The 13,731-nt window shown below is 71.4% G+C and carries 12 protein-coding genes and 1 riboswitch; of the genes, 4 read left to right on the top strand and 8 right to left on the bottom strand.

Annotated features, from left to right (window positions below; translation table 11 throughout):
- Positions 1–2: 2 nt before the first annotated feature.
- A complete protein-coding gene (locus tag RE421_RS01845) occupies positions 3–1,346 on the bottom strand; it encodes an acyl-CoA dehydrogenase family protein (RefSeq protein ID WP_309813340.1) in 1,344 nt (447 codons plus the stop codon).
- A 111-nt stretch (positions 1,347–1,457) separates the two neighbouring features.
- Positions 1,458–1,555: riboswitch (SAM riboswitch) on the bottom strand.
- Between the two features lie 87 nt (positions 1,556–1,642).
- Positions 1,643–2,503: a siderophore-interacting protein gene (locus RE421_RS01850; protein ID WP_309813343.1), complete on the bottom strand. Its 861-nt coding sequence runs from the start codon at positions 2,501–2,503 to the stop codon at positions 1,643–1,645.
- A 122-nt stretch (positions 2,504–2,625) separates the two neighbouring features.
- Here RE421_RS01850 and RE421_RS01855 point away from each other — a divergent pair, with 122 nt between their 5' ends.
- Together RE421_RS01855 and RE421_RS01860 are read left to right on the top strand one after the other, a co-directional pair.
- Positions 2,626–3,387 (top strand): class E sortase, encoded by a 762-nt coding sequence (locus RE421_RS01855; RefSeq protein ID WP_309813345.1) that lies wholly within the window; start codon positions 2,626–2,628, stop codon positions 3,385–3,387.
- 31 nt (positions 3,388–3,418) lie between these two features.
- On the top strand, positions 3,419–3,580 hold the full coding sequence (locus RE421_RS01860) for a hypothetical protein (RefSeq protein ID WP_309813348.1): 162 nt from the start codon (positions 3,419–3,421) through the stop codon (positions 3,578–3,580).
- Positions 3,581–3,586: 6 nt separating this feature from the next.
- Here RE421_RS01860 and RE421_RS01865 read toward each other — a convergent pair whose 3' ends face one another.
- Positions 3,587–3,949: a hypothetical protein gene (locus tag RE421_RS01865; RefSeq protein WP_309813350.1), complete on the bottom strand. Its 363-nt coding sequence runs from the start codon at positions 3,947–3,949 to the stop codon at positions 3,587–3,589.
- 159 nt (positions 3,950–4,108) lie between these two features.
- Between RE421_RS01865 and RE421_RS01870 the strand changes: the two genes are divergently transcribed.
- Positions 4,109–5,626 (top strand): DHA2 family efflux MFS transporter permease subunit, encoded by a 1,518-nt coding sequence (locus RE421_RS01870; RefSeq protein WP_309813352.1) that lies wholly within the window; start codon positions 4,109–4,111, stop codon positions 5,624–5,626.
- A gap of 100 nt (positions 5,627–5,726) precedes the next feature.
- On the opposite strand, the gene RE421_RS01875 is transcribed toward RE421_RS01870, so the two are convergent.
- The 5 genes from RE421_RS01875 to RE421_RS01895 form a co-directional block, all read right to left on the bottom strand.
- Entirely contained in the window at positions 5,727–7,628 is a 1,902-nt protein-coding gene (locus tag RE421_RS01875; protein WP_309813355.1) for a TIM barrel protein, read from the bottom strand.
- Between the two features lie 21 nt (positions 7,629–7,649).
- On the bottom strand, positions 7,650–8,537 hold the full coding sequence (locus tag RE421_RS01880) for a shikimate dehydrogenase (RefSeq protein ID WP_309813358.1): 888 nt from the start codon (positions 8,535–8,537) through the stop codon (positions 7,650–7,652).
- Entirely contained in the window at positions 8,534–10,336 is a 1,803-nt protein-coding gene (locus tag RE421_RS01885) for an FAD-dependent oxidoreductase (protein ID WP_309813361.1), read from the bottom strand. The genes RE421_RS01880 and RE421_RS01885 overlap by 4 nt, the downstream gene beginning before the upstream one ends.
- A complete protein-coding gene (locus RE421_RS01890) occupies positions 10,333–11,241 on the bottom strand; it encodes a TIM barrel protein (RefSeq protein WP_309813365.1) in 909 nt (302 codons plus the stop codon). The genes RE421_RS01885 and RE421_RS01890 overlap by 4 nt, the downstream gene beginning before the upstream one ends.
- 91 nt (positions 11,242–11,332) lie before the next feature.
- The gene (locus RE421_RS01895; RefSeq protein ID WP_309813368.1) at positions 11,333–12,103 is read right to left on the bottom strand and encodes a helix-turn-helix domain-containing protein; all 771 of its coding nucleotides are present in this window, start codon (positions 12,101–12,103) and stop codon (positions 11,333–11,335) included.
- A 216-nt stretch (positions 12,104–12,319) separates the two neighbouring features.
- On the opposite strand from RE421_RS01895, the gene RE421_RS01900 reads away from it, so the two are divergent.
- Positions 12,320–13,723, top strand: coding sequence for an MFS transporter (locus RE421_RS01900; protein WP_309813371.1), 1,404 nt, complete (start codon positions 12,320–12,322; stop codon positions 13,721–13,723).
- Positions 13,724–13,731: the final 8 nt, after the last annotated feature.

Consider the following 13,731-nt stretch of genomic DNA (forward strand, 5'->3'; position numbering starts at 1 on the left):
TCTCATCGCTGGCCCCCCGTTGCGGATGCGGCGATCTTCGCGTCGCCGATGGCGTTCAGACCTTCGGGCAGGGTGCCGTTGATCCAGTAGTCGCCCAGGGAGCGAGCCCGGAACGCGATGGGATTGTGAGTAGCCACAGTCTGGGCGTTGCGCCAGTGCCGGTCCAGGGCCTTGGAGGTGGACGTGGCGGAGGCTCCAACGGTCAGGAACAGGTCCTGGGCTGCTCCGATGCCAAGCTCCGGCACGGTGATCATGGCGTGCTCGACCGCCAGTTCGGACCCGTACAGCTCCGCCGGCAGTTCCCCGGCGAAATCGGTGCGGTCCGCACCGACGGCCTCCGCCGCAGCGATACCCGCGTCCAGGGCACGGGCCGCGTGCAGCACCGTGGCCTCAGCGGTGAAGGCCTTGGCGGCGATGCGCCCGGCGGCCTCCTGGATGATCGGATCCTCGCTGAACGTCAAGCCCGAACCGGTGTTGAAGGTGCGCTTGCGGGTGCGGATGACCGCCACGGTATCCCGGCGGGCGGCCCGGGCGATCCCGGCCAGCACGGCCAGCAACACGAGCTGGAAGAAGGCGGCCTCATGCACGGCCTCCGCAGATCCGGGGGCACGGTCCAGCACTGCGTGCGCCGGGACGGGGACCCGAGAGAAGACGGCGGTCCCGGTGCCGGTGAGCTTCTGCCCGAAGCCGTCCCAGTCGTCCTCCAGGGTGACTCCGGCGTCGTCGGTGGCGACCACGGCGAACTGACGCCCCTCTTGGGTGGCGCCATCAGGCCCCACCCGAGCAGCAGAGACGCGGGTGTAGTCCGAGTAGATGGAGCCCGTGGCATAGAACTTGGTCCCGTTCAGTTCCGCGGTGCCCGCGCCACTCTCCGTCAGCGTGGTGTTGAGGGTGCCCAGGGTGTTGCCACCCTTCTCCGTGGAGGCGTTGCCCACGGTGGCCCCGGCCAGCACCCTCGAGTACCAGGCCTCCTGGATGGGCCGGGGCTGGAAACGCAGCGACTCGAGGAAGCCATAGTGGGACCGGTAGATATGGGCCACATTGGAGTCAGCCTCGGCCAGGTCCATGACCAGGCGGAAGAAGTCCACCAGCGAGATACCGGGCCCGCCGTGGTTCGCGGGGACCCGCAGGGTACCGAAACCGGCCTCGTCCAGGGCGCGGACGACGTCGGAGGGCAACCCGCGCTCCCGCTCCCGTTCCACGGCGCCCGCGGCGATCTGGTCGAACAGCGGCTGGAAGTACTCTCGAAGTCCCTCGTAGTCCCGGGGAAGGTCCGTGGCGAGGTTCGTACCGGTCGCGAGGCTCTTCCCCGTCACGGGGTGCGTCAGGCTGGCGCTGGCGGTCATTCGGCGGTCCTCTCGGTCACACCGAAGGATCCCCGTGGCCTGGGTCGAGACCGGCCAGCGGGCCGGCTACTTCCCGGGATCGAGCGACGCGGACGTGCCGCAGACCATGGATCTCCATCGGTCCTGGCGGTAGCACCCGACAAGGGAAGGAATCCCACGGGTTGCTGCGGCGTCACGGAGCCAGGTCTCTCAGCCGCTCTGGATGGTTACCGGTCCACCGTAACGGAACATGCGGCCTCTCGCGATGTTACTCGCGTCACGGGAGGCAACGTGCAGCCTCGGCCTTGACGCCGGGCTCAGGCCTCGGGGAAGATCTGCCCGATCGGCTCGCGCTTCTCGGCCTGGAACGCCTCCTCGGCGCGGCCGTAGGCCCAGTACGCGGACAGAGACATCTGGCGCCGGTCCACGCCGCGGACGTCGGCGAGGTAGCGGCGCAGGTCCTTGACCATCTCTCGCTCTCCGTGGGCGAACACCTGGACGGTGCCCTCGCGCCAGGGCGTCTCGATGACCGCGTGGGCCAGCCGGGTCGTCTCGGGACTGAAGGCGTCACCGCGGTGCAGCCACCGCACCTCGATACCCTCCGGAGCCCGCAGCTCGAGCTGGTCCTCCGGCCCGGCCACCTCGATGATCGCCAGTCCCGTGGCTTCCGCCGGCATCGCCTCCAGGACGGCGGCGATCGCGGGAAGGGCGGACTCGTCCCCGGCGAGCAGGTGCCAGTCGGCATCCGGATCGGGGGAGTGCATCCCCCCGGGGCCGCCGAAGGTCACCGGGTCCCCGATCTGCGCGTTGGCCGCCCAGGGTCCGGCGAGGCCGTCCTCACCGTGCACCACGAAGTCCACGTCCAGGGTGCCGGCGTCATGGTCCACCGACCGCACCGTGTAGGTGCGACGCACGGGCATCTTCTCCGGAGGCAGGGTCTCGCGGAGTCGGTCCATGTCATAGGGCATCTCCAGGCCCAGCGCCGGGTCCGCGAACATCAGCTTGATGTACTTGTCCGTGGCATCCTTGTCCTGGTAGGCGGAGAAACCGTCCCCACCGAGCGTCAACCGCACCATGTGCGGGCCGAGCCGTTCCGTGGCCACGACCTCCAGCAGCACCGGCGGCTTGGGCTGGCGCTGGGGGCGGGAGCTGGCCGGCACGGACGATCGGGCGGTCATGGAGTCTCTTCCTTCGGTCGATGGCATAGTGAGTTCGACGTTACGTCATTTCGGGCTTGCGCAATATGGGGTTGCCCGAGGTTGAGACGGCCCAGCACACGGAAGCAGGTCAGCGGCAGGACATGGGAACGGATGCAGCCGGCGGCCGTCGTGGACGCACCCGGCGCGGCGCGCGGCTGGTGGGCGTGGCCGGGGAGCTGCTCATCACCCTCGGGGTGCTCGTGGCCCTCTACGCCGTGTGGGAGCTGTGGTGGACCAACCTCGAGGCCGGCAGGGTCCAGGACGCCGCGGTGGAGCGACTGGCCGAGGACTTCGGGGCCGGCTCGGACGGAACCGAGCCGGCCCCGGCCGCCGGACTCGCCCCCGTGACCCCGGCGGCGGAGGACGGGGAGGCCTTCGGCATCCTCTATGTCCCGCGCTTCGGCGAGGGCTACGCCCGGCCGATCGCCGAGGGGGTGGGCCACGAGGTCCTGAACTCCGCCGGGATCGGCCACTACCCGGGGACGCAGTGGCCGGGCGAGCCCGGGAACTTCGCGGTGGCCGGCCACCGGCAGTCCCACGGCCAGGTGTTCTGGGACATGGACCAGCTCCGCCCCGGCGACCGGCTGTATGTGCAGACTGAGACCGGCTACTACACGTACCGGCACACGGGGACCGAGATCGTCCAGCCCTCCGAGTCCTCGGTCCTGCTGCCGGTGCCGCACCGGCCCGAGGCCGAGCCGACCGTCTCCACCCTGACCCTGACCACCTGTCACCCGCCCTTCACCGTGCGCGAGCGGATGATCGCCTACGCCGAGCTCGAGTCCTGGCGGCCCCTCTCCGACGGCCCACCCGCGGAGATCGCCGCGGCGGCCGGCGCGGACGCCGCCCCGGCCGCGGGCTAGCCCAGAACAAGACCGAGAGGACGGCCACACCGTGTACGCCTGGATCTTCCGCCACCTGCCCGGACCCCTGTGGGCCCGCATCCTGATCTGCCTGGTCCTCGCGGCCGCCGTGGTGCTGCTGCTGATGGAGTTCGTGTTCCCCTGGGTCTCCACCGTGAGCCCGTGGACCGAGTCGACCGTCGGGGCGGGCTGAGACGCGTCAGCGCCCGTGCAGGAGCAACTCAGCCGGCGCGGGGAACGTCAACCGGAAGGTCTGGGCGCCGGCGCCCACCGCCGAGGCGGCTCCGTACTCGTCGGCCACCACCACGATGCCCTCGGGACTGGCCTGGCTGATCCTCACCGGCCGCTCGCTGCCGTCGGGCAGCCGCAGCACGTGACGCTCGGCCAGGAAGGCCAGACCCCGCTCCTCGAGCGCCTCCTCCGCCTCGAACCAGTCCACCGGCCCGCCCACCGGGCGGCCGAGGATGTCCACGGGACGGAACCGGCCGCCGTCGGGCACGATCCATCCGATGGGCTCACCGTCCTCGCGGCGGTGTTCGATCCACCCTCCCGGTAGCGCCATGCGGCCCAGGGTAGCACCGGGGTCAGCACCCGCCGTGACGAACGCCTCGGGGCCCGCGCAGGATCGGATGCGGCGTTGACCGGGGAATACCGGCACACTGTACGAGTGTTGGACTACCGGAGCCCACCGGCTCCCGCTGTCTTGTCAGAGAGGAACGCCGTGCCCGCATCGGCCGCCGAACACCCCGCCGCCGCCTACGGGGGCACCACCCTGAAACCGTCGGAACCGACCGTCCCCGCCGGCGCCACCCGGGTGATCGCCCTGCTCGTGGTCGCCGCCTTCGTGGTGATCCTGAACGAGACCGTCATGTCCGTGGCGCTGCCGGAGCTGATGGGTGAGTTCGCCATCAGCGCCTCCAGCGCGCAGTGGATCACGACGGCCTTCATGCTGACCATGGCCGCCGTCATCCCGATCAGCGGCTACCTGCTCACCCGACTGCCGCTGCGCACGGTGTTCCTCATCGCGATGACCAGCTTCCTGCTGGGCACCCTGCTGGCCGGCCTGGCCCCGACCTTCCTGGTGCTCGTGGCCGGGCGCGTGGTCCAGGCCGTCGGCACCGCCATCATGATGCCGCTGCTGTTCACCACCGTGCTCAACGTGGTGCCCGCCAGCCGGCGCGGCCGGACCATGGGCGTGATCTCCATCGTCATCGCGGTGGCCCCGGCCACCGGACCCACCCTCGGCGGCGTCATCCTCGACGCCCTCAACTGGCGCTGGATGTTCTGGATCATGCTGCCGATCGCCGCGCTCGCGCTGGTCCTCGGCGCCACCATGATCCGCAACGTCACCGAGACCCGTGAGCTGCCCCTGGACGTGTTCTCCGTGATCCTGGCGGCCCTCGGCTTCGCCGGACTGGTCTTCGGCCTGAGCAGCATCGGCTCCGCCGCGGAGGGCAACGCGCTCGTGGCGCCGTGGATTCCCCTGGCCGTGGGCGTGCTGTCCCTGACGGTGTTCACGTGGCGCCAGCTCGGGCTGCGGGACCACGCCCTGCTGGACGTCCGGGCCTTCGGCACCCCCACGTTCACGATCTCGCTGGTGATGATGTGCATCGGGATGATGGGCATGTTCGGCACCCTGATCGTGCTGCCGATCTACCTGCAGTCCGTGCTGGGCCTGGACGCCATGCACACCGGCCTGACGCTGCTGCCCGGCGGCCTGCTGATGGGCATCATGGGTCTGATCGTCGGGCGGCTCTTCGACCGGGTGGGCGCCCGTCCCCTGGTCATCCCGGGCACCGCCGTGGTGGCCACGGCGCTGTGGGGCATGACCACCCTGTCCTCGGACAGCGCCCAGTCCACGGTCATCGCCTGGCACATGCTGCTCAACGGCGGGCTGTCCTTCATGTTCTCCCCGCTCATGACGGCGGCCCTCGGGTCCCTGCCCCGCCGGCTGTACTCCCACGGCTCGGCCATCCTCTCCACCCTGCAGCAGGTGGCGGGCGCGGCCGGCACCGCGGTGTTCATCACGGTGATGACGACGGCGACCCTCGCCGGGGCGACCAGCGGCGCCGAGCCCGGCCAGGCCCTGATGACGGGCATCCACAACGCCATGGTCTGGGGCGCCGTGATCTCCCTGGTGGCGTTCGCGGGCTCGTTCTTCGTGAAGTCCGTCCCGGCGGACGAGGAGCCGGACGTCCTGTCCGGAGAGCGCACCCCGGAGGACGCCCCCGTGCACTGACGCTCCCGCCACCCCCTCATCTGGAGGTCGAAAGCGGTCCATTCTGTGCGGTTACTCGCCAGTAATCGGGCCGCTTTCGACCTCCAGTTGCATGGCGGGGCTACTGGCGGTCGAGGTCGTACTGGGCGGCCAGCCGGACGGGGGCGGAGCCGGCGCCGTAGCCCTCGTAGCCGCCCCGGCGCTCCACCACCTCGAAGAACACGGTGCCCACGGTCCGGGTGTAGAAGTGCAGGAACTCCCCGCCCTCGTCCCGGTCGTACATGACGTCGTGCTCGCGCAGCTCCGCCAGGAACCCCTCGTCCAGGCCGAAGCGGGCGGCCAGGTCCTCGTAGTAGTTCGAGGGCACCGGCAGCATCCTCAGGCCGCGGGCGCGGGCCCGGCGGGCGACCTCCACCGCGTCCGTGGCCAGGAACGCCACGTGCTGCGGGTAGGCGGCCTTCAGGCGCAGTTCGCTGTGGTCCACGTGGCCGCTCACGGACCGCGTGTCCGAGGAGCGCCCCGGGTCCAGCCCGTGCGGGATCAGGTTCAGCGGGATGCGCACGGCGCCGTCCGGGGTCCGCATCACCTCGGAGCGCACGAGCCCCTGCGGGGACGCCACGTCGTTGCTGACCTGCGCGGCGAGCCCGAACAGCGAGCGGTAGAACAGCACGCCCTCCTCGAACCACTGCCACGGCTGGGCCAGGTTCACGTGGTCGATCCCGAGGATCAGCCCGTCCCCGCCGGGGACGTCTCCCCCGGGCGCGGCATCGCGCTCCCCGTACTCTCCCACCCACTGCGGGGCGTCGGCCGAGGTCGGCGCCAGGAACACCTCAGTGCCGTCCGGCGCCTGGACGCCGCGCAGGACCATCTCATCGGCGCGGTTGGCGCGCCAGGCCTTCGGGAAGTGCAGCGCGCGGGCGTGCTCGGCCGTGGCCCGCGGGTCCGGCACCTGCAACCCCACGGAAGCGATGACCGAGCCCCCGGCGTGCTCCAGCGGTGCCTCGGTGCGGTCATTGGTGACCACCCGGGCGGCGCCGGCGGAGAACAGGTGCACGTCCTTGGTGCGGTGGCGTCCGCGGTCCGCAAACCCCAACTGCGTCAGCACCTCGGACAGGTCGGACGGCTCGGCGGCGCGGACCTCGGCGAAGTCCCAGCCGGTGGGGTGGGCGGGGGTGTCCCCGGCCTGGGCATCATCGAGCCACTGCAGCGACCGCATCGCCTCGCGGGCGGTGCGGACCGACTCCGTCTGGCGGTAGACGTCCGAGAAGACCTCCAGGGACACCGGCCCCGTGTACCCGGTGGCGTAGAGCTCCCGCATGAAGGTGACCAGGTCGAAGCCGCCCTCGCCCGGGAAGTTGCGGTGGTGGCGGGACCAGGACAGCACGTCCATGAGCATGATCGGGGCGTCCGCCATCTGCACGAAGAACACCTTGTCCCCGGGGATCTCCCGGAAGCCACTGACGTCGCCGCGGCGGGAGAGGATGTGGAACGAGTCCAGGCAGACGCCGAGGTTGGGACGGTCGGCCTGCTGGACCAGGGACCAGGCGTGCTCGTAGGTGTTGACGAAGCGGCCCCAGGCCAGGGCCTCATAGGCGATGCGGATCCCATAGCCGGCGGCGAGGTCCGCGGCGCGGCGCAACTGCTCCACCGCCACGGGATCCTCCCAGCTCGTGGCGGTACCCACGTTGGAGCACAGCAGGAGCAGGTCCACACCGAGGCGCCGCATGAGCTGGAACTTCGCCTCGAGCCGGCGCAGGTTCTGCTGGAACTGCTCCTCGGGGACCCCCTCGAGGTCCCGGAACGGCTGGTAGAGGTCCAGGGTGAGCCCCAGCTCCTCGGCCAGGTCCCGCACCTGCTCCGGGGAGAGCGGGGAGGCCACCAGGTCCGGCTCGAACACCTCGATGCCGTCGAATCCGGCCTCCGCGGCGGCCCGCATCTTCTCCTCCAGCGTGCCGGCCAGGCACACCGTGGCGATCGAGGTCTTCTGCATGCGGGCGGGGCCCGGGGAGGAGGTCTGGCTCATGGTTCAACCCTACGTCGCATCTCAGCCCTGGTTCCGGGCGACGAGCTCCAGGAAGTGGCGGCGCACCCGCTCCGGGTCGGCCCGCAGGCCGGTCATCAGCCCGAAGGCGTCCAGCGCCTGGCCCACCGCCATCCGGCCGCCGTCCACCACCTGGCAGCCGGCCGCGCGGGCGGCCACCACCAGTTCGGTCTCCACCGGCAGGTAGACCACCTCGGAGACCCACATCTCCGGACGCAGCCAGGAGGACTCGATCGGCATCCCGGGGTGGGAGTGCATGCCGACGGGGGTGCAGTGGGCCAGTCCGGTCGCGGTGACCAGGGAGGCCGGCAGGTCCGCGTGCGGACGGGCCCGCACGGCCTGGTCCGGGAACTGCTCCTGGAGTGCGGCGGCCCGGGCCGTGGAGCGGTCCAGGTCCAGGTCGATCAGGGTCAGCTGCCGGGCGCCGGCGCGCAGCAGCGCATAGGCGATGGCAGAGCCGGCTCCCCCGGCGCCCAACTGCACCACGTCACCGAGGTCCGGCTCCGCGATCGCGCCCTGCAGGCCGGTGATGTACCCGGAGTAGTCGGTGTTGTAGCCCACCGACCTGCCGTCCCGGAACACCACGGTGTTCACGGCGCCGAGGTTGCGGGCGTCCGGGTCCACCTCGTCGAGGTGCTCCATGATCGTCTGCTTGAAGGGGTGGGTGATGTTGAAGGCGTTGAAGCCGAGGTCCCGGCCGGCCGCCAGCAGCCGGGGAGCGGCGTCCTGGGCCGCCTGTCCCTGCAGGCCCAGGGCTCCCGTGTCCACGGGGCGGTAGAGGTAGAGCAGCCCGTGCTCGCGTCCCTCCTGCTCGTGCATGGGCGGGCTGAGGGAGGCGGTGATGCCGTCCCCGATCAGCCCGACAAGATAGGACTCCTCGAGGGTGCTCATCGCGCCTCCCCTGCCGTCTCGCCGTCTTCGTACGCGGTCGCGCCGGCCAGGTGGCGGCCCGCCACGTAGCCGAAGGTCAGAGCGGGACCGAGGTTGATGCCGCCGGCCGGGTAGTGGCCGCGCATGATGGAGGCGTGGTCGTTGCCGGCCGTGTAGAGCCCCTCGATCGGCTCGCCCTCGCCGTCCACCACCCGGGCGTGGGTGTCCGCGGCGATGCCGGCGAAGGTCCCGAAGGAGCCCGGACGCACGTGCACCGCGTAGAACGGTCCCTTCTCCAGCGGCGCCAGCGAGGGGTTCGGGCCGACCTCGGGATCACCGCCGTAGCGGTTGAAGGCCGTGGCGCCACGGGCGAACTCCGGGTCCTCGCCGCGCCGGGCGTTCTCGTTGAACTCCCGCACGGTCCGCTCCAGTCCCTCCGGATCGATCCCGCACGCGCGCGCCAGGTCCGCGATCGTGTCCCCCCGCACCAGGTACCCCGTCTTCAGGTAGGGGGTCAGCGGCATCGGGATCGGCTTGGCGAAGCCCAGCGAGTAGCGCCGGATCGCGGTGGAGTCGGCGATCTGCCAGGACTCGACCGCCTCCCCCTCGCCCGTGGCCTCCAGCAGTCCGCTGACGTAGTCGTAGTAGCCGTTGGCCTCGTTGACGAAGCGCTTCCCGTCCCGGCGCACGCCGATGGAACCGGGCTTGGCGCGGTCCATGATGTGTGGGAACACCCCGTGCCGGTTCCCGGGATAGGCCACCAGGGAGACGGGGCACCAGGCCGCCGGGGACGCCATGTCCGTATCGAACACCCCGCCGGCGCCGAGCGCCATCTCCAGGCCGTCACCGGTGGTCCCGTCCGGGGCCAGGGTCCAGTGCTCGTTGCCCGTGGGGGTCTTCGGGAACAGCTCCCGACGCCGGCCCACGTCGTTCGGGAATCCACCGGTCGCCAGCACCACGCCGCGCTGCGCGCGGACGTACCGGCCGCCGTCGGGCCCTCCGATGATGGCGCCGGTGATGCGCCCCTCGGCGGAGCGGACCAGGCACTGGACCGGGGTGTTGACGTGGATCCGCACCCCGAGGTCGTCCGCGGACTTCATCAGCCGGCCGGTCAGGGCGGTGCCGTTGACCAGGTGCATCGAGCGGCCCCTGGTGGCCAGGTCGACCAGGTGCGGGACCACGCGCTTGACCGAGTGCACCCAGCCCTCCAGCTTGAACTGGGAGGCCTTGAGGAACGTGGACAGGTCCTGGCCGGCCATGATGCCCATGCCGAAGAAGGACGTGGTGTAGAACTGGCGGCGCATCTTCTTCAGCAGTGCCGGACTGAACTCCCGGGCGTTGACCGGGGCCGGTCCCACCGAGCGGTTTCCGGTACCGGCGCCGGGAAGGTCTCCGTAGATGTCATGGATCCGCGCACCGGTGACGAACTGCAGGGAGGTCTTGGTGTGGAAGAACCCGACCATGTGCGGCACGGCCTCGAGGAAGGCGTCGATCTTCTCCCCCGCGGCCTCCGTGTAGCGCTGCCCCAGCACGGCGCGCAGGTAGCTGCGGAACTGCTCGCGGTCCTCGTCCACTCCCTCGGCGCGGGCCAGGGCGGTGCCCGGGGTCCAGGCCCAGCCGCCGGACCAGCTCGTGGCTCCGCCGCAGACGGGGGCCTTCTCCGCCACCATCACCTCCAGGCCGTGATACGCGGCCGTCACCGCGGCGGCCAGGCCGCCGGCGCCGGATCCGGCCACCAGCACGTCCGTGTCCACCACCGGGATGCCCAGGGCCAGTGCCTCGTCCTCCGTCAGGGGCTGCTGCTCCGTGGTGCTCGTCATGGGGTCCTCGCTTCTGCGGTGGTCTGGGTGGGGGCTGCGGAGGCGGTGCCGTCGGGCGCCGGAGGGGCCTGCCGGTCCAGCAGGCGCACGGCGCAGGACCTCAGGTGCTCGAGCCAGCCGGCGTCCCCGAGCCGAGCCACCGCCTCGTCGTTGGGGACCTCCAGGGAGACGGGCAGCTGGGTCCCGGCGCGCGGGGTCGTGGCCAGCCCCGCCTCCAGGGCCGCCACCACCCCGAGCAGGTCCAGTCCGCCCTCTCCGGGGGCCAGCCGCGCCGAGCGAGACTCCGCCACCAGGGCCTCCCGGGAGGCGGGGCGCTCGGCCGGGGCGTCGCAGAGCTGGACCATCGGCGCCCGGCCGGCCGCGGCGGCGAGCTCGGCGGCGGTGGCGCCGAAGCGGCCCGCGTGCAGGGTGTCCACCACGAGGTCGCAGCCGGCGTGGACGGCGAGCTCGTCCGCCACCGGGATGGACCGGACGCTCTGGTAGCTGATCGCCTCCAGCCCCGGGCTGATGCCGTAGGGGCGGCCGTCCTCGGCCATCTGGGCCAGGGTGTCCCGGGCGCGGGACAGGTCAGGGTCCCCGCACGCCACGGTCAGCGACTCGGCCCCGAGGGCCTGCCCCGCCTCGAACATGCGCAACCAAGCCTCCCGCTGGTCAGTTCCGTCCAGGAGCAGGAACTCGATGTCCCGGACCACCACGCCGGTGTCCGCCATGCGGGAGAGGGTCTCAGCCAGCATCGGCGAGCCCGGCTGGACGTCGAAGGGCGTCTCCGCCTCCGTGACGGGACGCACCCGGACCCCCACGAAGTCGAAGCCGGCGTCTGCCGCCAGCTGGACGAGCCGGGGCGGGGCGGCCGAGAGCAGCGAGAGTTGGGCCACGCCGAGGAGGCGTCCTGAGTCGGTGGGCATGGTTCCATGTAATCCCGTTCACACCCGGCGCGTCACACGGTGGCCCATTCAATGGAATATGCGGTGAAGGGGGTCACACGCCGCGGACGGCTCACGCCCTCGGCAGGCTGCTGCCGACCATGCCGGAGAGGCCGCGGGCGGCGGAGAGCAGCACCGGCACCTGGACCCTGAGGTTGACGTCGGCCAGCGTCTGGACGATGGCCAGGGCACCGACCACCGCACCGTGGGCGTCCAGCACCGGCGCGGCCAGGCCGGACAGGGAGCCCACCAGCACACCGGGCAGGTGCACATAGCCGTCCGCCCGCGCCTGGGCCAGGCGCCGCCTCAGGTGCCCCTCCGTCAGTCCCGACTGCAGCGTGCTGGCGTCCCAGGGCAGGGCCAGGATGCGCTCGCGCACGTCCGACGGCGAGAACGCGAGCATCACCTGCCCGGGCGAGGCCGCCAGGACCGGCTGCCGCAGCGCCACCTGGGTGAGGTCTTCCCGGGCCCCGCGGTGGGTGAGCCGCTCCAGGTAGATGATCTCCCCCGCGGGTTCGTCCAGGATGGACAGGCTGACGTTCTGCTTCAGGGTGACGTGGATGGCCTCCATGAAGGGCAGCGCCAGCTGGGACAGCGCCTGGAACCGGGAGCCGCGCTGCCCCGCCTCCCAGAGGGCCAGGCCGATCCGGAAGCGCCCGCGGCCCGTGCGGAACAGCAGGCCCGCCCCGGCCATGTCCGAGGCCAGGCGGTGCGCGGTGGAGGCGGACAGCCCGGTCCGCGCGGAGAGCTGGGCCGCCGAGAGCTCGGCGTGGTCGGCGTCGAAGCTGCCCAGGATCCGGGCCACCCTGGTGATCACCGATTCCCCGGAGGTCGAGTTCGCCATGAGTCCCAGCCTAGACTGTCACAACCCATTCAATGGGCCCCCGTTTGGCGCCTCATCGCTCGGAGGGCAGTCTTCTGGGACAGCGGCGTGACCCCCTTCACAGCAAGGCGTCTCGCAGGCCACCGGGCACACCGGCACCCCCCGTCCCCCACCCGGGACGGGCGCGCGGACCCCACCCGGCACGGCCGCAGAACCGTCCCCGACCTGGGAGCAACCATGAGCATCACCCCCACGGCACACCGTGACACCAGCGGACAGCTGGACACCCTGTCACCCGAGGACCAGCGGTACCGCATGGCCCGTGCCAAGCGGGCCGGCTGGTCGGCCTTCCTCGGCGGAGCCCTCGAGTACTACGACTTCTTCGTCTACGCCACCGCGGCCTCGCTGATCTTCCCCCGCATCTTCTTCCCGGACACCGGCAGCGACGCCCTCACCCTGGTCGCCTCCTTCGGCACCCTCGGCGTGGCCTATGTGGCCCGCCCCTTCGGCGCCATCTTCTTCGGACACCTCGGCGACCGGATCGGCCGCAAGGCCATCCTGCTGGCCACGCTGCTGCTGATGGGCGTCGCGACCTTCCTCATCGGCGTGCTGCCCACCTACCAGCAGGTCGGCCTCTGGGCCCCGATCCTGCTCGTGGTGCTCCGCCTGGCCCAGGGCCTGTCCGCCGGCGCCGAGATCGCCGGCGCCTCCGCGCTGAGCACGGAGGAGGCTCCCGTGGGGCTGCGCGGGTTCTTCCCGTCCTTCTCGATCTCCGGCATCGCCGCCGGCATCGTCCTGGCGTCCCTGGCCTTCCTGCCGGTCACCGCCATGGACGAGGACGCCATGCTCAGCTGGGGCTGGCGCCTGCCGTTCATCGCCTCGATCCTCGTCCTCGCCGTGGCCTGGTTCGTCCGCCGCAGCCTCCAGGAGCCCGAGGACTTCCAGGAGACCAAGGACGCCGGCGAGCAGGAGAAGGCCCCCTTCCTGGTCATGCTCCGCACCCACCCGGTCCAGTTCGTCCAGATCTCCATCCTCTCCCTGCAGGTCGTGACCAACACCCTGATGCAGGCGTTCGGCCTGTCCTACGCCACCCAGGTGGGCATCGACTCGTCCACCATGCTGTGGGTGACCATCGTCGGCAACGTCGTGGCCATCGTCACCACCCCGGCGGCGGCCTACCTCTCGGACCGGATCGGCCGCAAGCCGACCTTCATCGCGGGCACCGCCACCACCGCCGTGATGATCTGGGTGTACTTCAACGCCATCGCCTCCGGCAACATCGTCCTGGTGTTCGTGGCCTCCACCACCATCCTCGGCGTGACCTACGCGCTCTCCAACGCCGTCTACCCGGCCTGGTTCTCCGAGCTGTTCAACGTCAAGGTGCGCTACTCCGGCGTGGCCGTCGGCCTGCAGGTCGGCATCCTGGTCTCCGGCTTCACGCCGATGATCGCCTCCGCCCTGGTGGGGGACAACTACGCGAACTGGGGCCCGGCCGCCTGGCTGGTCTCCGGCGCCACCATCCTGGCGACCCTCGTGGCCCTGACCACGCGGGAGACCTACAAGACCCCGCTGGCCGAGCTCGGCAATCCCGTCTCGGACGCGGAGATCGAGGCCGGACTGCACCACGGCTCGAAGCACTAGGCTCGTGA

The organism is Citricoccus sp. I39-566, assembly GCF_031432995.1.
In the GTDB taxonomy this organism is placed as follows: domain Bacteria; phylum Actinomycetota; class Actinomycetes; order Actinomycetales; family Micrococcaceae; genus Citricoccus; species Citricoccus nitrophenolicus_A.

What these genes read in the sequence shown, in the direction of transcription:
- RE421_RS01845 (WP_309813340.1), bottom strand. Translation starts at nt 1,346, where the DNA reads ATGACCGCCAGCGCCAGCCTGACGCACCCCGTGACGGGGAAGAGCCTC.
- RE421_RS01850 (WP_309813343.1), bottom strand. Translation starts at nt 2,503, where the DNA reads ATGACCGCCCGATCGTCCGTGCCGGCCAGCTCCCGCCCCCAGCGCCAG.
- RE421_RS01855 (WP_309813345.1), top strand. Translation starts at nt 2,626, where the DNA reads ATGGGAACGGATGCAGCCGGCGGCCGTCGTGGACGCACCCGGCGCGGC.
- RE421_RS01865 (WP_309813350.1), bottom strand. Translation starts at nt 3,949, where the DNA reads ATGGCGCTACCGGGAGGGTGGATCGAACACCGCCGCGAGGACGGTGAG.
- RE421_RS01875 (WP_309813355.1), bottom strand. Translation starts at nt 7,628, where the DNA reads ATGAGCCAGACCTCCTCCCCGGGCCCCGCCCGCATGCAGAAGACCTCG.
- RE421_RS01880 (WP_309813358.1), bottom strand. Translation starts at nt 8,537, where the DNA reads ATGAGCACCCTCGAGGAGTCCTATCTTGTCGGGCTGATCGGGGACGGC.
- RE421_RS01885 (WP_309813361.1), bottom strand. Translation starts at nt 10,336, where the DNA reads ATGACGAGCACCACGGAGCAGCAGCCCCTGACGGAGGACGAGGCACTG.
- RE421_RS01890 (WP_309813365.1), bottom strand. Translation starts at nt 11,241, where the DNA reads ATGCCCACCGACTCAGGACGCCTCCTCGGCGTGGCCCAACTCTCGCTG.
- RE421_RS01895 (WP_309813368.1), bottom strand. Translation starts at nt 12,103, where the DNA reads ATGGCGAACTCGACCTCCGGGGAATCGGTGATCACCAGGGTGGCCCGG.
- RE421_RS01900 (WP_309813371.1), top strand. Translation starts at nt 12,320, where the DNA reads ATGAGCATCACCCCCACGGCACACCGTGACACCAGCGGACAGCTGGAC.